20 protein-coding genes are annotated in these 22,852 nt (G+C 64.6%); 13 read left to right on the forward strand and 7 right to left on the reverse strand.

Going from position 1 to position 22,852, the window contains the following annotated elements; translation table 11 throughout:
- The 3 genes from ACEW8N_RS10770 to ACEW8N_RS10780 all read left to right on the forward strand — a co-directional run.
- Positions 1-968 (forward strand): polyketide synthase dehydratase domain-containing protein (locus tag ACEW8N_RS10770; RefSeq protein WP_373499823.1); only part of this gene is annotated, 968 nt, incomplete at its 5' end.
- A gap of 410 nt (positions 969-1,378) precedes the next feature.
- Positions 1,379-2,161 (forward strand): lysozyme inhibitor LprI family protein, encoded by a 783-nt coding sequence (locus ACEW8N_RS10775; protein ID WP_373499824.1) that lies wholly within the window; start codon positions 1,379-1,381, stop codon positions 2,159-2,161.
- Between the two features lie 42 nt (positions 2,162-2,203).
- Entirely contained in the window at positions 2,204-3,085 is an 882-nt protein-coding gene (locus ACEW8N_RS10780) for a peptidoglycan-binding protein (RefSeq protein WP_373499825.1), read from the forward strand.
- Positions 3,086-3,168: 83 nt separating this feature from the next.
- Here the strand turns inward: ACEW8N_RS10780 and dtd are convergent, their stop codons facing one another.
- Positions 3,169-3,609 carry a D-aminoacyl-tRNA deacylase gene (gene dtd, locus ACEW8N_RS10785; RefSeq protein ID WP_373499826.1) on the reverse strand — a complete coding sequence of 147 codons (441 nt, stop codon included), beginning with the start codon at positions 3,607-3,609 and terminating at the stop codon, positions 3,169-3,171.
- Between the two features lies 1 nt (position 3,610).
- Complete coding sequence (locus tag ACEW8N_RS10790; protein ID WP_373499827.1) at positions 3,611-5,920, reverse strand: Tex family protein; 2,310 nt, start codon at positions 5,918-5,920, stop codon at positions 3,611-3,613.
- 396 nt (positions 5,921-6,316) lie between these two features.
- Between ACEW8N_RS10790 and ACEW8N_RS10795 the strand changes: the two genes are divergently transcribed.
- From ACEW8N_RS10795 to ACEW8N_RS10820, 6 genes are read left to right on the forward strand one after another with little or no spacing between them, the layout of a single operon-like run.
- On the forward strand, positions 6,317-7,021 hold the full coding sequence (locus tag ACEW8N_RS10795) for a hypothetical protein (protein WP_373499828.1): 705 nt from the start codon (positions 6,317-6,319) through the stop codon (positions 7,019-7,021).
- A 2-nt stretch (positions 7,022-7,023) separates the two neighbouring features.
- The gene (locus ACEW8N_RS10800; protein ID WP_373499829.1) at positions 7,024-7,869 is read left to right on the forward strand and encodes a DUF350 domain-containing protein; all 846 of its coding nucleotides are present in this window, start codon (positions 7,024-7,026) and stop codon (positions 7,867-7,869) included.
- Positions 7,862-9,415, forward strand: coding sequence for a polyamine aminopropyltransferase (locus tag ACEW8N_RS10805; protein WP_373499830.1), 1,554 nt, complete (start codon positions 7,862-7,864; stop codon positions 9,413-9,415). The genes ACEW8N_RS10800 and ACEW8N_RS10805 overlap by 8 nt, the downstream gene beginning before the upstream one ends.
- A gap of 1 nt (position 9,416) precedes the next feature.
- Positions 9,417-10,265 carry a DUF6625 family protein gene (locus tag ACEW8N_RS10810; protein ID WP_373499831.1) on the forward strand — a complete coding sequence of 283 codons (849 nt, stop codon included), beginning with the start codon at positions 9,417-9,419 and terminating at the stop codon, positions 10,263-10,265.
- 26 nt (positions 10,266-10,291) lie between these two features.
- On the forward strand, positions 10,292-11,224 hold the full coding sequence (locus ACEW8N_RS10815; RefSeq protein ID WP_373499832.1) for a hypothetical protein: 933 nt from the start codon (positions 10,292-10,294) through the stop codon (positions 11,222-11,224).
- Between the two features lie 2 nt (positions 11,225-11,226).
- Positions 11,227-12,357: a glycosyltransferase family 4 protein gene (locus ACEW8N_RS10820; protein WP_373499833.1), complete on the forward strand. Its 1,131-nt coding sequence runs from the start codon at positions 11,227-11,229 to the stop codon at positions 12,355-12,357.
- Here the strand turns inward: ACEW8N_RS10820 and ACEW8N_RS10825 are convergent.
- The 4 genes from ACEW8N_RS10825 to ACEW8N_RS10840 are packed head-to-tail and all read right to left on the reverse strand — an operon-like array spanning position 12,352 to position 16,120.
- Complete coding sequence (locus ACEW8N_RS10825; RefSeq protein WP_373499834.1) at positions 12,352-13,131, reverse strand: glycosyltransferase family 2 protein; 780 nt, start codon at positions 13,129-13,131, stop codon at positions 12,352-12,354. The two genes, ACEW8N_RS10820 and ACEW8N_RS10825, sit on opposite strands and share 6 nt — an antisense overlap.
- Positions 13,128-14,369, reverse strand: coding sequence for an O-antigen ligase family protein (locus ACEW8N_RS10830; protein ID WP_373499835.1), 1,242 nt, complete (start codon positions 14,367-14,369; stop codon positions 13,128-13,130). The genes ACEW8N_RS10825 and ACEW8N_RS10830 overlap by 4 nt, the downstream gene beginning before the upstream one ends.
- Complete coding sequence (locus tag ACEW8N_RS10835) at positions 14,338-15,120, reverse strand: glycosyltransferase family 2 protein (RefSeq protein WP_373499836.1); 783 nt, start codon at positions 15,118-15,120, stop codon at positions 14,338-14,340. Before ACEW8N_RS10835 ends, ACEW8N_RS10830 begins: the two co-directional genes overlap by 32 nt.
- A gap of 34 nt (positions 15,121-15,154) precedes the next feature.
- Positions 15,155-16,120, reverse strand: a complete 966-nt coding sequence (locus ACEW8N_RS10840; RefSeq protein WP_373499837.1) for a lysophospholipid acyltransferase family protein — start codon at positions 16,118-16,120, stop codon at positions 15,155-15,157.
- Positions 16,121-16,371: 251 nt separating this feature from the next.
- Between ACEW8N_RS10840 and ACEW8N_RS10845 the strand changes: the two genes are divergently transcribed.
- The 4 genes from ACEW8N_RS10845 (at position 16,372) to ACEW8N_RS10860 (ending at position 21,317) form a co-directional block, all read left to right on the forward strand.
- Entirely contained in the window at positions 16,372-17,157 is a 786-nt protein-coding gene (locus ACEW8N_RS10845; protein WP_373499838.1) for an endonuclease/exonuclease/phosphatase family protein, read from the forward strand.
- Positions 17,154-18,461: a M18 family aminopeptidase gene (locus ACEW8N_RS10850; protein ID WP_373499839.1), complete on the forward strand. Its 1,308-nt coding sequence runs from the start codon at positions 17,154-17,156 to the stop codon at positions 18,459-18,461. The genes ACEW8N_RS10845 and ACEW8N_RS10850 overlap by 4 nt, the downstream gene beginning before the upstream one ends.
- 125 nt (positions 18,462-18,586) lie before the next feature.
- The gene (locus ACEW8N_RS10855) at positions 18,587-20,425 is read left to right on the forward strand and encodes a thioredoxin domain-containing protein (protein WP_373499840.1); all 1,839 of its coding nucleotides are present in this window, start codon (positions 18,587-18,589) and stop codon (positions 20,423-20,425) included.
- Between the two features lie 34 nt (positions 20,426-20,459).
- Positions 20,460-21,317, forward strand: a complete 858-nt coding sequence (locus ACEW8N_RS10860; RefSeq protein WP_373499841.1) for a rhodanese-like domain-containing protein — start codon at positions 20,460-20,462, stop codon at positions 21,315-21,317.
- Positions 21,318-21,395: 78 nt separating this feature from the next.
- Here ACEW8N_RS10860 and ACEW8N_RS10865 read toward each other — a convergent pair.
- Positions 21,396-22,852: virulence factor (locus ACEW8N_RS10865; RefSeq protein WP_373499842.1), on the reverse strand; the 1,457-nt coding region annotated here is incomplete at its 5' end.

Here is a 22,852-nt window from a genome sequence, read left to right on the forward strand (position 1 = left end):
GCCTGACGCCCGCGGCGCCGGCCGTGGAGGCTGTTCCAGAGGAAGAGGCGCAGGAGGCCGCAGGCCCAGAAACCGCGACCGAGCGCGCCTGTGAAGCGCCTGCGGCGGCCGAGATCCCGCCGCCTGCCGCCCTGGACCTGCTGTTCAAACGCGAGGTCGACATCGAGCGCTTTCCCGTGGTGGAATCCAGCCTCATGGACGGCCGTCCGGTCTTTCCCTTCGCCCTCATGACCGAATGGCTCGGGCACGGCGCCCTGCACGGCAACCCCGGGCTCTACCTCCACGGCCTGGACGACGTCCGGCTGGTGAGGCGCATTCAGGTGGGGGAGGAGTACAAGCTGATCCGGCTCATGGCCGGCAAGGCCCGCAGAAACGGGGCGGTCTACGAGGTGGACGTGGAGCTTCGAAACGGCGTGAAGGAAAACGAGGAGGTGATCCACTCCCGGGCAAGGGCTATCCTGACGGAGACCCCGCACCAGGAGCCGCCGTTTTTCAGCCCGCCGCTCGACATCCGGGTGAAATCCTATGCCAGGAGCACGGACGAGATTTATGAAACGATCCTTCCCCTGGGAGAGGAGCTCCGGGGCATCCGGGAGATCATGAGCTGTTCACCCAAGGGGATCATCGCCAGGATCATCTCGGCGCCGCCCCCCGACCGATGGATGGCCGAGCCCCTCCGGAGCCGCTGGATCGGCGATCCGCTGGTCCTCGATTCGGCCTTCCAGATGGTGACGGTCTGGACCCACGAGCAGAAGGGCATGCTCTCGCTGCCCAATTACGGCGCGGCCTACCGCCAGTACCGGGCCGGCTTCCCGGAAAACGGGGTTACGGCCGTGTTCGAGGTCACGGGCGCAGGCGACGACATCGTCACGGGGAATTTCACCTTCCTCGACGCCGGCAACGAGGTGGTGGCCCAGCTTCTGGGGTATGAGGCGGCGATGGTGCAGCCGGCCGGAGGGCAGTCCTGAATGTTTCATTTGCCGTCTCAGGGCGGCATGGAATCCTTTCCGCCTGTCTAATCGGACGCATAGCCTGCGCCTTCAGGCAATGATGCTCCTGTATTGCCCCGTCCGGGATCTTTCCGGACGGGACAATACAGATGGCCAGCCAGCATTCCAATGAGATTCTTCCAAACCCTCCCCTTGCAATAATTGTCCCTCCGATTATATTCACTATATAGCATCAACCACGACCCCCTTCTGAAATTCGCGACCCGGTTCAACCCCATTCTATCTCTCAAACTGCTTTGAAAGCTTCTCTCTCGAAAGAGGAGTGTGCCCCGCACAACGGCGAAGTTTAGTAAAAAAAATTTAAAAGTCAAGCTGTTATGGTGTACAGAAGCACTTCATGCGAAAAAGGGTGTGGGTAGGGGTGAGTGATGGACATACGCGGCATCAGCCTTCTTCTATCTTTGGCGGTCATGATGGCTCCGGCTATCGCCCTCGGGGCCTCCTTCAACTGTTCCAAAGCCGTCACCCGCGTCGAGAAGACGATCTGCGCAAGCCGGGTCCTCTCCGACCTGGATGAGCGGCTTGCCGGGGCCTATGGGGCGGCTCTCCGGTCGAGCGACGATCCGGGCTCGGTCAAAAGCGGGCAGCGGGCGTGGCTGAAAAATGTCCGGGACCGGTGCCCGGCCGAGGCAAGCCTGAAGCAGGCCTATGAGAAGAGGCTCGCCGAACTGGGACCGACGGATAAGGCGGCGTGGAAGATCTTCCGCGACATGCGCCTGGGCATTGAATTCTCCTACCCGGCGGACCGGACGGCGGCCGTCGGCTGCCGCGGCAGCCGGGACTGCGTTGCCCTCATCGGCTCGCCCATGCCCAACAGCGACTACCTCATCGCCTTCGAGCTCTTTGACGGAGACCTGGATACGGTTGCCGCGGAGAAAGCGGTGTTCGAGAGGAGAGAAAGCGGCTGGATCGCGATGGGGCGTTCAGGCGAGCATCCGGTGGAGCTGCTTTCGGGGCCTGCCTGGCGAGGCCTCAAGGCCGTTGTGGACTGCGGGATTTCGGATGCAGTCGGCTTTCACGCCGGCGCGGGGGAATGCCTGTGGGTGGTGCTGAGCAACGGCAGGCGCGCCGTGGTGGCGGATACTCAGGGCCTTGTGGGGATCGACGAGGCCTCGATGGGCTCGATCCAGTCCATCCGGTTCATCAAATAACGATATCCTGATACCCTGAAAGGGAAAATGGAGGTGGCTGCCATGACAATCAATATGATCGACATCGTCAACCGCGTCGCTCCCCATGCGCAGGGGGCTTACCTCGAGGCGTTCCGCCAGGGCGGCCCGCTGCTCGCGCAGCACGGCATCACGACGCCGCTGCGCGTGGCCCATTTTCTGGCCCAGGCCCTCCACGAGACCGGGGGCTTGACCATCCTGCGTGAAAACATGAAGTATTCCGCCCCGCGGTTGACCCAGATATTCGGGGTCGGTCGGCATTCCGCTGCGGTCACGGCCGCTGAAGCCGCCGAAATCGCGGGGCATCCGGAAAAGATCGCCGAGAGGGTCTATGGCCTGGGCAACCCCCGCAAGTCGCGCGAACTCGGCAATACCCAGCCGGGCGACGGGTTCCGCTACCGAGGCGACGGACTCCTGCAGACCACCGGGCGGGGGGCTCACCGGCGCATGGGGGACGCCTGTGGGCTCGATTTTGAAGGCGCCCCTGAACTGGTGACCGCGCCGGAGCATGCCCTGAAGCCCTCCCTTCAGGAGTGGACGGACAACAACCTGAACGCCTTTGCGGACAGAAACGATATCCGGACCATTACCCGCAAGATCAACGGCGGTTTTAACGGCCTCTCCGATCGCGAAGACTGTTTCAACAGGGTATGGGCGATAGTGAAGACCGGCGGCCAGCCGGCCGAGCCCTGGGAGGCGGGCGATGCGGATGACAGGGTGAAGTGGCTTCAGGAGGCCCTCAACGATCTTGGCGCGAACCCCAGGCTCGTCGTCGACGGCCGCTACGGACCGGCCACGCGGCGGGCCGTGAAGGATTTCCAAACCATCGCGGGCCTTGTGACCGACGGCATCGCCGGCCCCGTCACCGAGGCGTCGATTCGGCTGCGGCTCGATACCCTCCGGTAGGAAAAACCGGGGGCGTCGGAAACCTGGATTTCAGCCGAGCCGCCGGATTGCCCTGTCGAAATGCTGCTTTCTGCAGAAGCTGCCTATATGCTTTCTATTATCAGCGTCACCGGCCCGTCATTGACAAGCGCCACGTCCATCATGGCCCGGAACCGGCCGGTGGCCACCGGGACCCCCCGCTCCCGCGCCTGATCCACGAAATATTCGTAGAGCTCCTCGGCCGTTTCCGGCGGGGCCGCCTGGACGAAGGACGGCCGCCGCCCCTTTCGGCAGTCGCCGTAGAGGGTGAACTGGGAGACCACGAGGAGGGCGCCGCTTACATCGAGGAGGGAGCGGTTCATCTTGCCCGCCTCGTCCTCGAAGATCCGCAGGTGGAGGGTCTTGTCGAGGAGATAGTCGGCATCCCCCGGCGTGTCGTCCCGGGAGACTCCCAGGAGGACCAGGAGGCCCCGGCCGATGCGGCCGACCTCCCGGTCCTCCACGGTCACGGCGCTTTCCTTCACGCGCTGGATTACGGCCTTCATGTCAGGACCGCTTTTTCAGGAGATCCGCGAACGGATTGTTGAAGGGTTCGTACCGTTTTTGCGGGTCTTTTTTTCCGCCGGGCTTTCCGCCGGGCCGCTCACCGTTTTTTCCGCCGGGCTTCTGCCGGGGGGCCTTCCGGTCCTGACCGGATTCGGGTGCGGCGCCAGCCTCGGGCTGTGTCCGCCCGCCGGGGGCCGACCGCATGGAGAGGGCGATCCGGTTCCGCGCAAGGTCCACGTCCAGGACGGTCACCGTCACCCGCTGGCCCACCTTGACGACCTCCGCCGGGTCCTTCACGAAGCGGTCGGCCAGTTCGCTGATATGCACCAGGCCGTCCTGGTGGACGCCCACGTCCACGAAGGCGCCGAAGGCGGTGACGTTGGAAACGATGCCGGGAAGCTTCATGCCCGGGGCGAGGTCCGAAGGCTTCTCGACGCCAGGGGCGAAGGCAAAGGGCTCGAAGCTCTTCCTCGGGTCCCGGCCGGGCTTGGCCAGCTCGTCCAGGATGTCCCGCAGGGTGGGGAGCCCCACCGTGTCCGTCACATACCTGGTGATATCGATCTTTTGCCGCAGGTCGGCCGAGGCCATGAGGTCCGGCACGGCGCAGCCGAGGTCCCGCGCCATCTGCTCCACCACCGGGTAGCTTTCGGGATGGACGGCGCTGACGTCCAGGGGGTTCTCGCCGTCGCTGATGCGGAGGAACCCCGCGCACTGTTCGAAGGCCTTGGGGCCTAAACGCTTGACCTTCTGAAGGGTCTTTCTCGACCGGAACGGGCCGTTTTCGTCCCGGAAGGCCACGATGTTTTTGGCGAGCTGGGGGCCCAGGCCCGACACGTAGGTGAGGAGCTGGGCGCTGGACCGGTTGATGTCGACCCCGACGCCGTTGACGCAGCTCACCACCACGTCGTCGAGGGTCTGCTTCAGGGCGCCCTGGTCCACGTCGTGCTGGTACTGGCCCACGCCGATGGACTTGGGGTCGATCTTGACCAGCTCCGAGAGGGGGTCCATGAGCCTGCGGCCGATGGAGACGGACCCCCGCACGGTCAGGTCCAGGTCGGGAAACTCTTCCCGGGCCGCGTCCGAGGCCGAATAGATGGAGGCGCCGCTCTCGTTGACCATGACGATGGCGACCTCCCGGGGAAGGGCCAGGTCCCTGAAGAAGGCCTCGGTCTCCCGGCCGGCCGTGCCGTTGCCGATGGCGACGGCCTCGATCTCAAAATCCCGGCAGAGCTTCCGGGCTATGTCCGCGGCCCGCTCGGGCTGGTGGAGGTAGAGGGTGTCGTGGTGGAGGAGCTTGCCCTGCCGGTCGAGGCAGACGATCTTGCAGCCGGTGCGGAACCCGGGGTCGACCCCCATGACGCGTCTGGGGCCGAGCGGGGAGGCCAGGAGCAGCTCCCGCAGGTTTTCGGCGAAGACCCGGATGGCCTCGAGGTCGGCGGCCTCCTTGGAGGCGAGGCGGACCTCCGTCTCCATGGAGCGGGAGAGGAGACGCCGGTAGCCGTCGATGACGGCCAGGGCGATCTGGTCGGCCGCGGCGCCGGGGGCCCGGATGAACCGGCGCTTCAGGATGGCCAGGGCCTCCTCCTCGGGCGGCGCGACGGCGAGGTTCAGGATCTCCTCGTTCTCCCCCCGCCGCATGGCCAGGACCCGGTGGGACGGGGCGGTTTTCACCGGCTCCTCCCAGTCGAAATAGTCCCTGAACTTGGCGCCCTTCTCTTCCATGCCCGGGATCACGCTGCTTCGATAGACCCCCTTCGCGAAATAGAGGTCGCGGATCCCGGCCCGGGCCTCGGCGCTCTCGTTGATCCATTCGGCGATGATGTGGCGGGCGCCCTGGAGGGCCTCCTCGATGGATTCCACCCCCCGTTCGGGGTCGATGAAGTCCTTGGCCGCAGCCTCGGGATCGTCGACAGACTGGTCGAAAATCGCCAGGGCCAAGGGTTCGAGTCCCTTTTCCCGGGCGATGGCGGCCTTCGTCCGGCGCTTGGGCCGATAGGGGAGGTAGATGTCTTCCAGGACCGCCAGGGTGGCCGCGGCCGACACGGCGGCCCGGAGTTCTTCGGTGAGGTGGCCGTGCTGTTCGAGGGATTTCAGTACGGCTTCCTTGCGGCCGTCCAGCTCTTCGAGGGTCTTGAGCTGGTCCCGGACGGCCGTGATCTCGACCTCGTCGAGGCTGCCGGTGGCCTCCTTCCGGTAGCGGGCGATGAACGGGACGGTGGCGCCCTCGGCCAGAAGGCCCGAGACAGCCTCGATCTGGGCATCCCGTATGCCGATGCTTTCCGCGATTTTCGACAGGTGCTCTGGATTCATTCAGGGGTCCTCAAGAAAAATAGGGGTTTAGGCTGAAGACTGAAGGGGATTAGACTGAAGGTTAAGAAAAAAACTACCTTCAGTCTTCAGTATTGTGCCTTCCTTAAAAAACGCTTCGAGCTATAAAGCAGGGAAACCCCGAAAGTCAAGGATTGATGGATTCGCGAAAAGTCGATTTTCAGACGGTTTTGTAAAAAGGTCGAGATCAAGGCTTGCGAATCCCGAGGAATGAGGTGTACTTATGGTACACCGCAGTGACGAGGGATGAAGCGTAACGCAGATATCGGCCTTTTTGCGAAACCGTCAAGGATTGAAACCGGCGGGGATTGACCCCCGGGCGCTTCTCTGGTATAAGCTCCCGAAATCAACCGATCAACGGAAGACAGGTCCGCCGACATGCGCTCATCCGTCCTACTCCGACAGCTCCTGAAGATCCTGACCCCGGTCATTTTGCTCGCCCTTTCGGGCTGCGGCGAAATACCGGCGCCGCTGGGCGACATCGAAGGCGTCCTGAAAGACGCCTCCTCCTATTCCATCATCCTGGAAGACATGAAGGAGGAGGGGAACATCCTCAAGGAATATTATCACCGGTACCGTGTCGTCCGCGAGGATACGGCCGACACCACCGACTGGATGCAGGTGCCGGAGGAGGTCTACCAGGCCAATGAGGCCCTTCTGGGCATGACCATCGCCGGCAAAAAGGACGGGGAGGAGCTCCCCGCCGCCGCGCCGCCCGGATACCAATATGTGGGCGATCCCCGATACGGGAGCTGGCAGACCGACAGCGCGGGCCGGACCTTCTGGGCCTTTGCCGGCGGCATGGCCCTGGGGCGAATGCTGGACATGGGTCGGTATCCGCCCGTCTACCGGAACGACTATGATGCCTACACCGCCCAACGGTCCAGAAAAAGCCCCTATTTCGGGCGGAACAATGAATATGGAACCTTCGGCAAGGTCGAGCAGAAGGCCCGGCCGGATTTCTATGCACGGCGGATGGCGAAGCAGGCCCAGAAAAAATCGACGTTTCTGAACAAGGTCGGCGAGCGGACGGGGCGCACCAAGACCAATTTCCGGGGGCGTTCCGGAGGACGGGGTAAATAAGGATGAATATCGACGATCTTCTGACGGCGCTGGTCTATCTCGTCGTCTTCTATCTCATGTTCTTCATCGGAAAACGGGTGAACGACCTTCTCCATCGCGGCTACGACCTGACCTATGAACTGGTGGAGCGGGACAATCCGGCCGTCGCGCTGGCGGTGGCGGGGTATTACCTGGGCCTGGTGCTGGCCATCGGCGGCGCCGTGGCGGGGCCCAGCAACGGGCTGGTGAACGACCTCATCGACCTGGGAGTCTACGGCCTTTTGGCCATCGTTCTCCTGAACCTGTCCTGGTTCGTCTGCGAAAAGCTGCTGCTTTACCGGTTCAGCACCGAGGACGAGCTGATCCGCGATCAGAATTCGGGGACCGGGGCGGTGGTCTTCGGCGTGAACGTCGCATCGGGCGTGATCGTTTTCGGCGCCGTGACCGGCCAGGGCGGGAACATCTGGACCGCGGCGGCCTTCTGGGCCGTGGGGCAGCTCATCCTGCTCGCGGCCGCATGGGTCTACAACCGGATCCTCCCCTATGACATCCACGAGGTCATCGAAAAGGACAACGTGGCGGCCGGGGTCGGATTCGGCGGGGCCCTCATCGCCATGGGGATCGTGATCGGGCTCTCCTCCGCAAGGGATTTCACCCACTGGACCGAGGACCTCCCGGATTTCATTCTCGGGGCCGCCGTCGGCCTGGGGATGCTGCCCGTGGTGCGGTTTCTCACGGACAGGATCCTGCTGCCCACCGTGAAGCTCTCGGACGAGATCGCCGTCCAGGAAAAACCCAACGTGGGGGCGGCATACATCGAGGCCTGCTCCTATATCGCGGCGTCCTTTGTCATCTCCTGGTGTGTGTAAGCGCACAGGGATCGGCTTCGCCCTCAAGGCCGCTCTCTTCGCCACCGGATGCGCCGGCATCATCGCCGAGTTCGTCCTGTCGACGCTCGCGGCCTACCTGGCCGGGAACGCCGTCTTCCAGTGGACCATCGTCATGTCCCTCATGCTCTTTGCCATGGGCGTGGGCAGCCGTCTGAGCCGGCGCTTCCGGGAGCGCCTCCTCGACATCTTCATCCTCACCGAGTTCTCCCTGTCGGTCCTCTGCGCCGTGTCGGCGGTGGTTGCTTACGGAGTGGCGGCCTGGAGCGATTACACCCACCTCATCATCTACCTGGAGGCCTTTGCCATCGGCACCCTCATCGGGTTTGAAATCCCCCTGGTCACGCGCATCAACGACGCCTACGAGGAGCTTCGGGTCAACATCTCGGGGGTCATGGAGAAGGATTACTACGGGGCCCTGGCCGGCGGGCTCCTCTTCGCCTTCGTGGCGCTCCCTCACCTGGGCATGACCTACACTCCCATCCTCCTGGGGGCGATCAATTTCCTGGTGGCAGGGGCGATCCTCTGGCGTTTTTTCCCCCTCGTCGAATACAAGCGGACCCTGGCCGCGTCCTTTGCGGCGGTCCTGGTGTTCCTCGCGATGCTCGCGGCCTTCGCCCGGCCGGTCATCCTCTACGGCGAACAGCGCAAATACCGGGACAAGGTCGTCTACACCCGGCAGACGCCCTACCAGAAGATCGTGATGACGAAATGGAAGAATCATCACTGGCTCTATATCAACGGCCAGGAGCAGTTTTCCACCTTCGACGAGGAGCGGTACCACGAACCCCTCGTCCACCCGGCCATGAAGCTTGCGGCGGACCATGCCGACGTCCTCGTCCTCGGCGGCGGAGACGGCCTGGCCGTGCGGGAGGTGCTGAAGCATCCGGGCGTCGCCTCGGTGACGCTGGTGGATATGGACCCGGCCATGACGACGCTCGCCCGCACCCATCCCGTCCTTTCGGCTGTCAACAGAGGCGCGGTGAACGATCCCCGGGTGAGGGTCGTAAACGAAGACGCGGCGGGATTCATGGCCCGGGACGACCGCCTCTACGGCGTCATCCTCGTGGACCTGCCGGACCCGGACTCGGTCGATCTCATGCATGTCTATTCGAAAAATTTCTACGGCCTGCTGCACCGGCACCTCATCGAAGGGGGCGTGATGGCGACCCAGGCCGCCAGCCCCTATTTCGCGCCCAAGGCCTTCCGCTGCCTCGTCAAGACCATCCGGGCGGCCGGGTTTCCCGTGCTGCCCTACCACAATCAGATCCCCACCATGGGGGAGTGGGGCTGGGTCCTGGGGATGAAGACCGACCGGATCGACGAGGCCGGGCTCAAGGCGGTCATGATGTCCCGGACCTTCGACGATATCGACACCCGGTTCATCAACCGGGACGCCATGGTCTCCATGCTTCACTTCGGCAAGGGGGTGCTGGAACCGGAATATATGGACGCGGTGGAGGTGAATACGGAGATGCATCCGGTTTTGTACGAGTACTATCTGTCCGGCGTCTGGGGGATCTACTGAGATGATCGACAAAACGGTATCCGCAGCGTTCTGCGTCCCCTTTTTCGGGCCGCTGCCGCCCTATTTCATTCACTGGGTGAAATCCTGCGAGATCAACCAGGGCCATTTCCACTGGTTTGTCTACAGCGACCGGGTCCGCAGGGGAGGGCGCCTGAACCGGGCGGTCACGGTCATCCCCTACGGCGTTGACGCCATGGCCTCGGATTTCAAAAAGATCCTGGGCATCGATATCCACCGGGGGAATTTCCGGAAGATCTGCGACTGGCGACTGCTCTTCTATTCCCTTCGCAGGAACGTGGAGCCCCTCGACCGGTATGACCTCATCGGCTACACCGACATGGATATGATCTACGGCGACCTCGCCCGGTTCATGCCGGGGAAGACCCTTGGCCATGACATCATCAGCGCCGACGACGGCCATCCCTGCGGCCCCTTCACCCTGATGCGTCGCGAGGCGGCGGCGGCCCTGGCCGACCGGCCCCGGGTGCGGGAGGAGATGGAACGCGCGGAATACCGGGAGTTCGACGAGTCCCCCGAACTCATGGAGATCCTCTCGCCGGGCGGGAAGGCCTTTTGCCAGGCCCATCCCCTGCAGCCGGCCATGTCCGCCGGCGTCGCCTGCCGGAACACCTTTTCCATCTGGGACCGGGGCCGGGTGACGGTCTGGGACCGGCGCGGCTGCCGGATGGAAGGCGGGTTCCATCATTTTTCCCGTTTCAAGGGCAGGAAGCGGTTCCGCGTGAGGACCGGGGCCATCGCGGCCCCCGCATGGGGGGTATGCAAGTTCGGCATCCTCCCCGCAGCCTCTCGGCGGGCCTTCTGGCCCCTGATCATGTCGCTGTTCATATGAGCGTTTGTGAAGAGAGAGGACGCGCCTTGAGCCTTTCCTGGATTCGCAGATTCACATCCCTCCTGGGACGGAAGCCCCGCGAGGTGCCCGCAACGCTTCCGCCCTACCGATGGTCCATCGGGATCTACACCGGCGGCGGTCCCTTTTCCTTTTCGGCGCCCGACCCATCCCTCAACCCCGTCCTTACCGCCGAATCCGTCACGGACGTCCCGGCCAATTTCGTGGCGGATCCCTTCATGGTCCGGGAGGGGGGCTCCTGGTACATGTTTTTCGAGGTCGAGGCGGCGGGCGGTCCTTCGCCGTCCGGTTCCCGGGCCATCGGAAAGATCGGCCTCGCGTCGAGCCCGGACGGGTTTCGCTGGCGATACGAGCGGATCGTATTGGAGGCGCCGTTTCATCTCTCCTATCCCTATGTCTTCCGGTGGGAAGGGGCGTATTACATGGTGCCCGAAACCCGCGCCGTTCGGGAAGTCCGCCTGTACCGGGCGGTCGACTTCCCCTATGGGTGGCAATTTGCGGGGGTTCTCCTGAAAGGCCGGCGGTTCGCCGACAGCTCCCTCTTCCATTTCGAGGGCCGCTGGTGGATGTTCACCGATTCGGGCAACACGACGCTGCGGCTCTACTGGGCCGAAGGGATCTCCGGGCCGTGGCGGGAGCACCCGAAAAGCCCCCTGATCCGAAGGGACCCCCGGATCGCGCGGCCCGGCGGCCGTGCCGTGGTCCTGGGGAAGGAGGTCATCCGCTATGCCCAGGACGACCTCCTCTCTTACGGGAGCCGGGTCTGGGGGTTCCGGGTGGCGGAACTGACGCCGAAAACCTACCGGGAAGAGGCCTGGCCGTCGCCGGTCATCGCGGCGGAAGGACGGGGATGGAACCGATTCGGGATGCATACCATCGATCCCCATCCCCTCGCCGGGGGAGGGTGGATCGCCTGCGTGGACGGCTTCGGGGAGGAGTGACCGTGTTTATCCACCTCAACATCGTGCATACCGTCTGCCACGACCAGTGGGGCGGTCTGGAACGGCGGGTCTTCAACGAATCCCGCTGGATGGCGGACAGGGGCCACAAAATCGCCATGGTCGCGCCCCCGGGGTCGCCCCTCCTCGAGAACGCCGCGGCCCGGGGGTGGACGGTGCATCCCATGGGATTCACCCGGGCCGGGATGCCGGCCGACCTCTTCCGCCTCCGCCGCCTGCTCCGGGGCGCCCGCCCGGATATCCTCAACACCCACGGCAACGCCGACACCAAGGTCGGGCTGCCGGCGGCCGCGGGGCTCGGGATTCCCTGCATCATCCTCTCCCGCCACGTATCCCCGGAGGTGCGGAATTCCTGGTACAACCGGCGCCTCTACCGGGACCTCTGCCAGTTCGTGCTGACCACCTCCGATGCGGCCTCCCGTCAGATTGAACGGAATCTGGGGGTGGATGCCCGCCGCATCCGGACCATCCCCAGCGGGATCATTCCCCCCGCGGCGCTGCTCTCCCGGGCCGCGGCAAGAGCGAGGTCCGCTGCGCTGCTGGGCCTGCCCGGCACCGCACGGTTTGTGGGGTATCTGGGCCGGATCGCGCCCGACAAGGGGCTTTCGGATATCGTGAGCGCCTTTTCCGGGATCCGGGAGCAGTGCCCGGATCACCATCTGGTCCTGGTGGGGGAGGGCGATTTCCGCACCGCCCTCATGGCGCAGATTCGGGATGCGGCACTGGAAGGCCGGGTCCACATGGCGGGCTTCCATGAGGAGAGATGGTCGTGGCTTAGGGCCTTTGACTGCAAGGTGACCGCGAGCCGGGAGAATGACGGCATCCCGCAGGCCGTCCTCGAGGCCATGTTCGCCCGGTGCCCGGTGATCGGAACGGCCGTGGGCGGCATCCCCGACGTCATCCGGCATGAACGGACCGGCCTGCTCGTTCCCCCGAAGGACCCTGTCCGGCTGGGGGCGGCCATCCTTGATACCCTCCGTCATTCCGACACGGCAAGACGGCGGGCCCTGGCGGCCGAGCGATCCGCCTACGCGTCCCATACCATCGACTGTATGGGAGAAACCCTGCTGGCCGTCTACCGGGAGGTTATTTCAAAGGGGCATTCCCCGTCATAGATGCTCTGAGCCCGGCGGGCGGAAGTCCGACATCTTTTCATGCAGTTTGGCGTACTTGTAGAAGGTCCCCTCGAAATTGCCCAGGGCGATGGCAAAGCCGGCCCACCCGTCGAGCACGCCCAGCTTGATCACGTAATGGTGGCAAAAGGCCCACAGGCCGTGGGTGAGGGCCTTGAACATGCCGCCCTTTCGGCCTTCGCGCGCCATCTTTTCCGCCCCCAGGGTCGAATAGCGGTTGGCCTTCTGGAGGATCTGCTCGAAATCCTTGAAGGGAAACTGCCAGATATCGCTCGACAGGTAGCCGATCTTCTCCGTGTGGAGGATGAAGGTCTCGTGGACCGGCTCGGGTTTGAAGGAAAGGGCCCCCTTCCGGAAGAGCTGCGGCTGGCGATAGTCCGGGTAGAAGCCCGAGTGCCGGATCCATTTCCCCATGAAGAAGTTTTTCCGGGGAACGTAATAGGCATCCTGGGGCGCCCTGGATTGCAGGATGGCCCGGATTTCGTCCCGGGCTTCAGCGGTGCAGCGCTCATCGGCATCCAGGCTGAAGATCCAGTCGAAGGCGCAGGCGGCCATGGCCTGGTTGCGCAGGTCGCCGAACCCGGCAAAGGAAACCTGCACCACCCGGGCCCCCAGTTTCCCGGCGATCTCGGCGGTGGCGTCGGTGCTGTGGGAATCGACGACGACGACCTCGTCGGCCCAGAGCACGCTGCGGACGGCCGATTCGATCTTCTCCGCCTCGTTGAAGGCGATGATATAGGCTGAAATCCGGTTCATGGTCGGTCGGTGGCTTTCGGTTGAGGGGTAAGGGGTCTGGAAAAGCCCTGCTGGAGGCCCGCGGCATAGGCGACCAGGAAGGCCATGCCCGCGTCCAGGATCTGGGCGTTGAGAAGGCCGCTCACCAGAACGACGAGGCCGCAGGAGAGCACGAAGTATCCGACGGCGGTCTCCCGCTCCCGCCAGGCATTTCGAAGCAGGGTCCAGAAAAACCAGATAAAGACGGCGATGCCGATGAGTCCGTAGCTGGCCGCCATGTAGAGCAGGTCGTTGTGGGGGTGGGCGATGAGGGGATCGCCGGGCTTGCCCATGGCCAGCCGGGCCGCCTGGAACCCGCCGGTGCCCACGCCCGCGACCGGGTGTTCGAGAAAGATCCTCACGGCGCCGTACCACATGTAGAACCGGTCCAGGTTATCGGTGTACTCCCGTCCCCAGGCTTTTTCCGGGTCCGCCTGGATGTGGTAGGTGATCTGGGCGACGGAGAACTGGACCCGCTCCCTCACGATGGGGGAGAGAAACATCAGGCCCGCCAGAAGGACGCAGACGGCGGTGACCCGGACCGGATGCACCCGGGGAAGGATGTTCCGGAGGATGAGCGGCAGGAGCGCCACGACCGTGACATATCCCGTGCGCCCCTGCAGGATCACCAGGTGGAAGAAATAGAATCCCGTGAGGCAGAGGGCCAGCCGCCGGAAGCGTCGGTCGGTCAGGGTCCTGAAATAATAGGAACCCATGAGCATGCCCAGAACCAGGTAGGCGCTGAGGGTGCTGTATCCCCGCCCGAAACCGCAGTACCACCCGTTGGTGGGCGGGTAGAGGCCGGCGAGCTGCATCCCGCCGACCACGGCGTTTGCGGCCAGTCCCGCCAGGAACGCCTGGACGAGCCTTTCCCGGTCCGCTCGCGCCGCCACGGCGGCCATGGCCAGGGCGTAGAGCCAGTAGTGGGTTTTTCCCGCATAGTCGAGGCCCATACCCGCGGGGTCGGGCGAATAGGTGAGGCAGACCCAGGGGAGGAGGATGAGGGCGTACACCGGGCGGCACCAGGGCTGCCTCAGGTAGATCTCCCGGGACCGGAAGGCCGTTCCGGTGAGGAGCCAGACGGCTGCGGCTGCGATGCTCAGGGCAGTGGGCGGGGCCGTCCCCAGGGGCATGCTGAAAAAGCCCGCGGCGAGGATGCCGAACAGGAGGGTTTCCGCCGAAACGTCCTTATTTTTGAACCAGTCCGTTTTTACATTCATAATCTTCGGACGCCATCGCGTCCCTCAAGAGGGTTTCGTTCCGTTCGAGCCCTTCCCGGGGATTTTCCGGGTGCCACAGGTGAAAGCAGACGGCCCGGAAAGGGTGGTCCTTTCGCTTCAGGCCAAGGCGGTAGAATCGCAGCGCCAGTTCGCTGTCCTCTCGGCCCCACCCCGTAAAATCGGCGTTGAAGCCGTTGACGGCAAAGATGTCTCCCCTGAAAAAGCCCATGTTGCAGCTCCGGATGCCGCCCATGCGGGTGGTGGTGAGGGCGGGAAACCAAGGCAGACGGATCAGGTGGTGGGCGTTTTCGATCTCCCTGGCGAAAAAGAGGCGCAGCCGCCCGGCATTGGCCTGGCTTGCGGTGAACCGCCCGGCCATCCCCTTTCCCACCAGGACGCGCCTCCCCTGGAAAAAAAAGCCCGGCTGCGCCAGCGCGCGGTGATCGCCCACGAAATGCCGGTCGGGGATGCAGTCGCCGTCGAGGAGCACGATGTAGCTTCCCGTGCAGGCCAGAATGGCCCGGTTGCGGATCGCCGAGGCCCGGAACCCTCGGTCCTCCTGCCAGACATGGGAGAGGGGCCAGGGCATGCGCCCGGCGGCTTCCCGGACCGTCCCGGCGGTTTCGGGGCCCGACCCGTCGTCGGCCACGATCACCTCGCCGGGGGGCTCCGTCTGGCGGCGGAGGCCTTCCAGCACGGCGGCCAGGGCCTCTGGCCGGTTGTATGTGGTGACGATGATGGAGATCTTCATGGCGCAGGTTCCCGGCAGGGCAGGGGGCGGCCGGTCATGAACCCGGACGGCCCTGGGGGGCCTGCCAGGGAAGGTAGGGTCGGGTCTTCCACCTGCGGTGCACCCAGAACCACTGGTCCGGATGCTTTCGGATGATCGATTCGATTGCCCGGTTGTAGTTTTCGGTGTTCGTCTCCACGTCCTTGATGGCGTCGCCGGTCCTGACAAGGGGGATTTCCGGCAGGAAGGCCGCCGTGAACCCGTGTTCCTCCCGGATCAGAACCACGGGAACGACCGGCGCCCCGGTCTTCAGGGCAATGCGGGCCATGGCCTGGTTGGTGCAGGTCCTCCGACCGAAGAAATCGACGAAGACCCCTTCGTACCAGTCGACGCTCTGGTCCAGGAGGATCGCCACGATCCCGCCCTCCTTGAGGTTCGAAAGGATTCTCCGGATGGCCTTCCGCCGATGGATCAGGTCGGCGCCGAACCGTCTCCGGAAGGCCTCTGCAAAGCGGTTCAGGGGGGAGAAGTCGAGGGGCCGGTAGACGATGCTGATGGGCCGGTCGAGAAAGGTCACGACCACGCTCAGCAGCTCCCAGTTCCCGAAATGGCCGGTCAGGGCCAGGACCCCCCGGTTTTGGCGGCAGGCCCGCTGCATGTGGATCAACCCCACGGTTCTGAAATATCTGCGCAGCTTTTTCTCGCCGAGGTGCCAGGACCAGCAGACCTCGAAGAGGACCTTCCCGAAGTTTTCAAATACCCTCAGGGCCGTGTCCCGAGCCATTTCCGGCGTCATCTCAAGGCCGTAGGCATTTTGGAGGTTCTCTTCGGCCACCTTTCGGTGCCGGCGGTCCACGGCGAAGACGAGGCGCCCCAGGAAGGCCCCCGTCTTGAGCCCCCAGGGCCTTGGAAACAGGCCCACGGCGCAGACCAGCAGCCGGACGGCCTGATAGGCCAGGGTTTCGGCAAGCCCATCCCCCGTCCGGCGGCTGTTTTTCTGGTGTTCTTGGCGGCGGTTCATCGTTTCCCGAGGCGTATCCCTATGCGTCCTGTTGTTTTCGAACGGGATACCGTAAACACATCCCTTCGGGATTGGCAAGAAAAAATGGCCGCCGGGATGCGCACGACCCAGCTATCGGATTTTTTAGGAAACCGTCACTATTGCCTTGAATCCTCATCATAAGGATTGATAAATTCGGCGTATGGTTTATAATTGTCTTTCAAGTGAGTGTTGACGCAGCGCGCTCGTTCCAATCCTGAAAAAGGTCATCCATGCGGTTTCTCCTCTACAATATCGCTTACGGCGCAGGCGTGGGCACTCGCCTGCATTTTCCATTCCCCTTTGCCGGGCACCTGAAAAGCACCGGAAAGAACCTCGGGCAGATCCTCGATTTCATCCGATCGGTCAGCCCCGATATCGTCGGCCTGGTGGAGGTCGACAGCGGGTCGTTCCGTTCGGGCAGGGACAATCAGGCCGAAATCATCGCCTCCGAGCTGAATTATCACCATGTCTTCGAATCCAAATACTTCGAAACCTCCATGGTCCAGATGCTGCCGGTCCTCAACAAGCAGGGCAACGCCGTTCTGCTGAACCGGCCCTTCCGCTACACCCGGTTTCATTATTTCAGCGTCGGCGTCAAGCGGCTGGTGATCGAGGTGGGGCTGCCGGAGGTGGTGGTCTTCCTGGTTCACCTGTCATTGAAGTTCCGCCACCGACAGTACCAGCTCACGGAACTCTATTCCCTGGTCCGGGCGGTCGACCGGCCCGTCATCGTTGCGGGCGACTTCAACGCCTTCCGGGGCAGCAGGGAGCTGCAGCTCTTTCTGGCCGCGGCGAACCTGGAAACCGCCAACGGGTTGGGGGAGCCGTCCTATCCCAGCCGATCCCCCAGGAGGCAGCTCGATTTCATCTTTCACAGCCCGGAGATCCGGACGACCGGCTTCGAGATCCCCGCAGTGCGGCTGTCGGATCACGCGCCCCTGGTCTGGGATTTCGAGGTGGAGACGGCCGAACCGGCCTGGCCGATCGAACTCAAGGTCGCAGGCGGCCGCAGATGAAGGCGGCGCAGTTCAACCAGGGCCTCCTGAAATTCCTGAAAGAATCTCCGACCCCCTTCCATGCCGTCGCACGGATGGCCGACATGCTCGCGGAATCCGGATTTGTCCGGCTGCGGGAATCGGATGCCTGGGCGATCGAGAAAAACGGCCGCTATTTCGTCACCCGGAACGGCTCCGCCCTGATCGCCTTCACGGCCGCCGATCTGGACTGGCCGCGGACGGGCATCCGCATGGCGGGCGCGCACACGGACAGCCCCTGCCTCAAGGTCAAGCCCCGGCCCGAGATTCTCAGGCACTCCTTTCTCCAACTGGGGGTGGAGGTTTACGGCGGGGCCCTCCTCAACCCCTGGTTCGACCGGGACCTGTCCCTGGCGGGGCGGGTGACGGTCCTCTCCGCCTCCGGAGCGGTCCGGAGCGTTCTGTGCGATTTCAGGGAGCCGGTGGCCGTCATTCCCAGCCTGGCCATCCATCTGGACCGGGAGGCCAACAAGGAAAAAAGCGTCAACCCCCAGGAGGAACTGCCGCCCATTCTGCTGCAGGCGTCCGACGGGGAGGGCGTCTCCTTTCGAGGCATCCTCCTCGACCACCTGAAACGGGTCGATCCGGCCCTGGACGCCGCCGAGGTGCTCGATTTCGAGATCAGCCTCTACGATACCCATCCGCCCGCCCTGGTGGGCCTGAAACAGGACTTCATCACCGGCGGGCGTCTCGACAACCTCATGAGCTGCTACATCGGCCTTGCGGCCCTCCTGGCGTCGCCCTGGAGGCTACCGGCGCTCCTGGTGTGCAACGACCACGAGGAGGTGGGCAGCGCTTCCGCGCCGGGCGCCCAGGGGCCGTTTCTCGAGTCGGTGCTGGCGCGCCTTCTGCCCGCCCCGGAAGACCGCATCCGGGCCGTCGACCGCTCCATGATGGTCTCGGCCGACGACGCCCACGGCATCCACCCCAACTATGCCGCCAAATACGACGGCAACCACGGGCCGCTTCTCAACCGCGGGCCCGTCGTCAAGATCAACGCCGGGCAGCGCTATGCCACCGGCAGTGAAACCGCGGCAGTGTTCCGATCCATCGCCCGCCGTCTGGATGTGCCGCTCCAGGACTTCGTCATGCGGAGCGACCTTGCCTGCGGCAGCACCATCGGGCCCCTGACCGCCACCCGGGTCGGCGTCCGGACCGTGGACGTGGGGGTGCCGATCTTCGCCATGCACTCCATCCGGGAGACCGCGGGCGCCCGGGACGGCCGCGACCTGTTCCGCGTGCTCCAGGGGTTTTTCCAGGCGGAGGATCTCACGGTTTCGGGATAAGCCCCCGGACCCCGCTGCAGGTCCGGGGGGACGGGCCGCCATTGCAACGTCTCCACGGCGTCCCTATCTTCTTTCCTGCGGGCCCGATGTTTCCCTGAACGGCGCCGCGAGGAAAGGAGGACATCATGTCCGCGAACCTGCTCATCCATGAAAAAAGCCCCTACCTGCTTCAGCACGCCCACAACCCGGTGGGCTGGCACCCGTGGTCCGAAGCGGCCTTCCGGAAGGCCCGGGAGGAAGACAAACCCATCTTTCTCTCCATCGGATACGCCACATGCCACTGGTGCCACGTCATGGAGCGGGAGTCCTTCGAGGACGACGAGGCCGCCCGGATCCTCAACGAGTCCTTTGTCTGCATCAAGGTGGACCGCGAGGAGCGGCCGGACATCGATGCCGTTTACATGGCCGCCTGCCAGATGCTCTCGGGAAGGGGCGGCTGGCCGCTCACCATCCTCATGACCCCCGACAGGCGGCCGTTCTTTGCGGGGACCTATATCCCCAGGGAGTCCCGCTTCGGACAGGCGGGATTGATCCAGCTCTGCCGGCACGTCCAGGGCCTGTGGGGGTCGGACCGCGGGCGGATCATGGATGCGGCGGAGACCGTGGCAGACCGGCTGGACCGGGCATTCGCCTTCACCGGTGACGAGCCCGTCACCCTGCCCGTCCTGAACCAGGCCTGCGACCATATCGGGGAGTCCTTCGACGAACGGCACGGGGGCTTCAACCCGCCCCCGAAATTCCCCACGCCCCACCGGTTGATGTTTCTGATGCGCCACCATCGCCTGACGGGGAGGGAACGGTCCCTCGACATGGCCGCGAAGACCCTTGCGGCCATGCGCCTGGGCGGAATCTGGGACCATGTGGGGTTCGGGTTCCACCGCTATTCCACCGACGGCCGGTGGCTTCTCCCCCACTTCGAGAAAATGCTCTACGACCAGGCCCTTCTGGCCATGGCCTACCTTGAGGCCCACCAGGCAACCGGCGACGCCGGCTTCGCCCGGACCGCCCATGAGATCTTCACCTATGTGCTGAGGGACATGACCGCCGGATCGGGCGGATTCTTCACTGCCGAGGATGCCGACAGCGAGGGGGAGGATGGGAAATTCTACGTCTGGACGACGGACGAGCTCGATGAGGTCCTGGGTCCGGACGAGGCCGGGGTCTGGCGGGAGGTGCTGTCGTTCGCTGCCGAAGGCAATTTTTCCGAGGAGGCCGGCGGCCGTCGGACCGGCGCCAACATCCCGCACCTGACCCGACCGCTCGCATCATGGGCCGAAACCCTGGCCGAGGACGAAGCGGTCCTGGCGTCCCGATGGGAGGCGGTCCGGCAGCGGATGTTCGCGCACCGGGAAAAACGGGTCCATCCGCTGAAGGACGACAAGATCCTGACCGACTGGAACGGCCTCATGATCGCGGCCTTCGCCGCGGGCGCAAGGATCCTGGGCAAGCCCGAATATGCCGGGGCCGCCGGGAAGGCCTTCCGGTTCATCGAAAAAAACCTGTTGACCCCGGACGGGAGGCTCCTCCACCGGTACCGGGACGGGGAGGCCGGCATCGCGGCCCAGGCCGACGACTACGCGTTCCTGGTCTGGGGGCTTCTCGAACTCCATGGCGCGACCGCCGACCCCGCCCACCTGGAATGGGCTGTCCGCCTCCAGAAACAGATGGTCGACGACTTCTGGGACGGCCCGAAGGGCGGGTTCTTCCTCACCGCCGCGACGGAGACTGACCTCCCGGTCCGGCCCAAGGCGCTCTACGACGGCGCCATACCGTCAGCCAATTCGGTCTCCCTCGCGAACCTGACGAAACTTTTTCGGCTCACCGCGGACGATCGGTGGGCGGAGTGGGCGGATCTTCTCTCCCGGGCATTTTCCGGCTCCGTCAAAGCCAACCCCCAGGCCTTCACCTGTTTTCTGATGGGCGCGGCCGCGGCGGCGGGTGGACAATCGGAATCGAATCAATAGAACTTCAGAACTGCTGAGAAAAAGGAGATGAAAAATGGATGATGCCGGCGTCAGGCTGCTGACCCCCGATGCGTTGAGGGCGCTCATGGCGAAATGGGATGAAGAGAAATACCTGCTGGTGGATGTGCGGCAGCCGTCGGAATATACCCAGGGCCATATTCCCGGCGCGACGCTCCTTCCCCTCACGGAGCTTCAGGCCAAGGTATTCGACCTGCCGTCCGACCGGGAACTGGTGTTCTACTGCCATGCCGGGGGCCGGTCGTCGTTCGCCGCCGACCTGGCGGCCGAAGCGGAGGTGACGGAACGCGGGGTCTACAACCTCGCGGGCGGCATCCTGGCCTGGGACGGCCGGATGCTCCCGGATTATCCCCGGGTCCAGGTCTTCGACAAACAGAAAAGCCCGGCGGAGCTGTTGATGACCGCCATGAACCTGGAGAAAGGCGCATTCCGGTTCTACACCCATGTCGTTGAAAAATTTGGAGATGCGCCGTTTGTCAAGACCATGAGCGACCTGTCCAGGGCCGAGGAGGGGCATGCCCGGACCATCCACCGGTTCTGGGAGCGGATCGGGAATGGAAAGGAACCCTTCGAGGCGCTCTTCGACAGGCTCGACGGCGAGATCCTGGAGGGCGGCGGGGACCTGAAGCAGATGATGGCCCGGGTGGACCAGATGGACCAGAGGGACCAGAGGGATCAGACACGGCAGAACCCCTGCATGACCCTGATGGAGCTTGCCCTGTCCATCGAGTATGCTGCCTATGACCTCTACCGGACCATGGCCATCCAGAACGAGGATTCCGCGGCCCGGGACGCCTTCTGGCGGATCGCCCAGGCGGAAAAGGCCCACATGCGGATGATCACCCGGGCCATCCCCGAATGCGAGAAGGGCTGACGCCGGGCCCGGGGGCAGGAATTCCCGCCCGCCGGACAATTCGAATAAAAGGGAATTCCCGGTTCCGGGGTATCCCCGTCACCGCTTTTCGGAGACAGTGATGCCGTTTCCCGCCTCGGGAGACCGCCCGGCCCGCTGGGCCTCGTAAAGGGACGGAATGCCGATCCCCGGGCGGTTGAGCCCTTCGACGGTCAGCCAGGCGCTGCGGCGGTCGCGGGCGTCGCCTCCGATGGCGACCGGTTTTCCCCCCCGTTTCCGGATGCCGATGAAAAAGGCCTGGGGCACGTGTTCGTACATGGTTGCGGGCGTGCCCGACGAGGTGCCCGCGTAGGCGAAGGTGCGGGCGAACTCGGCCTCCTCGTCGCAGACGTAGCAGCTCATCCGCCGGGGGGCCTCGATGTTCCAGAAGACGTTGCGAACCCCGGCGTGGGGCAGGACGCTCATGTCCCCCCCGGGGCAGATGTAGAAGCCCCGGAGATTATCGAACAGGTTCTCGAAGGGAAACATGCCGTGGAAGTCGATGACGGCGTCGGTCGCCGTGAAGTCATCCCGGCCGTCGTAGTGGGCTTCGCAGTCGGTCACGACGTTCCCCGAGGCCATCATGGTGAGGGTCACGGGGTGGACCAGCCGGGCGTAGAAATCCGCCCGGGCGAAGAGGACATCGTTGCTCCGGCCGATGGTGACGCCCGCATGGCCGTCTATCCCCTCGAACCGGAGGTCCTGGATCGTGAGGTCCGCCGAATGGCTGACGACGACCCCCTGGGTCAGGTCCTTGAAGGTGACGTTCCGCACCCACCCGTCCACCGCATGGCTCATCCAGATGCCGTTCCAGAGGTAGTCCTGCTCCCGGGCCGTCCGGATGACGGCGCCGTCCGCCCCCACACAAGGCTTGTGGTGCCGGTAGTTTCCCGGCCAGCCGCTTTCGATCCGCAGATTTTCGATCCCCACGCCCTCGACCCCGCTGAAGGCATGGATGCGGGGCCGGTACCGGAGCATCTGGTCGAACCGGGCGGGCTTGGCCAGGAGGACGGTCCGGCTGTCCGGGACCTCTGTGATCCGGACGATCCAGGTGATCTGCCGGCCGGCCGCCCCGAATGTGTCGACCTGGTCCTCGGTCAGCCGGAAGGGGTGGGTCAACTGTGCGGCCATGTCCGCCTTTTCCGGGGCCGGGTTTTCGGCGTCGATCCGGGGATCCTCGAATTCGATGACCACAAGCTGTCCGGCCGAGAGGCGGGAGGTGTCCGAGACCGCGACCTTCCGCTCCCCGCGCATGAGGCTTCCGGTGTAATCGGCCAGGGCTTCCCGAGCCTCCGGGCCGATGACCGCGACGGCGGCCCCGCTCCTCGGCTCCTGAAGGGCGGGGACGGTGCCCAGGCGACGGACGGCGCCCGAAGGACCGGGCGACCCGAGGTGGAGAAGGGTCCCGGCGGGATCGTCGCCCTGGCCGCGCAGAACCACGCGGTCGCGGGTGATGCGGAGGTAGGGGGCGTCGGCCGTTTTGCGGATCTCATACCGGCCCCGGGGCAGGAGGACGA

It is taken from the genome of Desulfococcus sp., from assembly GCF_041737845.1.
Lineage (GTDB): Bacteria > Desulfobacterota > Desulfobacteria > Desulfobacterales > Desulfococcaceae > Desulfococcus.

Bases quoted from the DNA above. Each gene is read 5' to 3' on its own strand.
- ACEW8N_RS10775 (WP_373499824.1), top strand. From the start codon at position 1,379: ATGGACATACGCGGCATCAGCCTTCTTCTATCTTTGGCGGTCATGATG.
- ACEW8N_RS10780 (WP_373499825.1), top strand. From the start codon at position 2,204: ATGACAATCAATATGATCGACATCGTCAACCGCGTCGCTCCCCATGCG.
- dtd (WP_373499826.1), bottom strand. From the start codon at position 3,609: ATGAAGGCCGTAATCCAGCGCGTGAAGGAAAGCGCCGTGACCGTGGAG.
- ACEW8N_RS10790 (WP_373499827.1), bottom strand. From the start codon at position 5,920: ATGAATCCAGAGCACCTGTCGAAAATCGCGGAAAGCATCGGCATACGG.
- ACEW8N_RS10795 (WP_373499828.1), top strand. From the start codon at position 6,317: ATGCGCTCATCCGTCCTACTCCGACAGCTCCTGAAGATCCTGACCCCG.
- ACEW8N_RS10800 (WP_373499829.1), top strand. From the start codon at position 7,024: ATGAATATCGACGATCTTCTGACGGCGCTGGTCTATCTCGTCGTCTTC.
- ACEW8N_RS10810 (WP_373499831.1), top strand. From the start codon at position 9,417: ATGATCGACAAAACGGTATCCGCAGCGTTCTGCGTCCCCTTTTTCGGG.
- ACEW8N_RS10825 (WP_373499834.1), bottom strand. From the start codon at position 13,131: ATGAACCGGATTTCAGCCTATATCATCGCCTTCAACGAGGCGGAGAAG.
- ACEW8N_RS10830 (WP_373499835.1), bottom strand. From the start codon at position 14,369: ATGAATGTAAAAACGGACTGGTTCAAAAATAAGGACGTTTCGGCGGAA.
- ACEW8N_RS10835 (WP_373499836.1), bottom strand. From the start codon at position 15,120: ATGAAGATCTCCATCATCGTCACCACATACAACCGGCCAGAGGCCCTG.
- ACEW8N_RS10840 (WP_373499837.1), bottom strand. From the start codon at position 16,120: ATGAACCGCCGCCAAGAACACCAGAAAAACAGCCGCCGGACGGGGGAT.
- ACEW8N_RS10845 (WP_373499838.1), top strand. From the start codon at position 16,372: ATGCGGTTTCTCCTCTACAATATCGCTTACGGCGCAGGCGTGGGCACT.
- ACEW8N_RS10850 (WP_373499839.1), top strand. From the start codon at position 17,154: ATGAAGGCGGCGCAGTTCAACCAGGGCCTCCTGAAATTCCTGAAAGAA.
- ACEW8N_RS10855 (WP_373499840.1), top strand. From the start codon at position 18,587: ATGTCCGCGAACCTGCTCATCCATGAAAAAAGCCCCTACCTGCTTCAG.
- ACEW8N_RS10860 (WP_373499841.1), top strand. From the start codon at position 20,460: ATGGATGATGCCGGCGTCAGGCTGCTGACCCCCGATGCGTTGAGGGCG.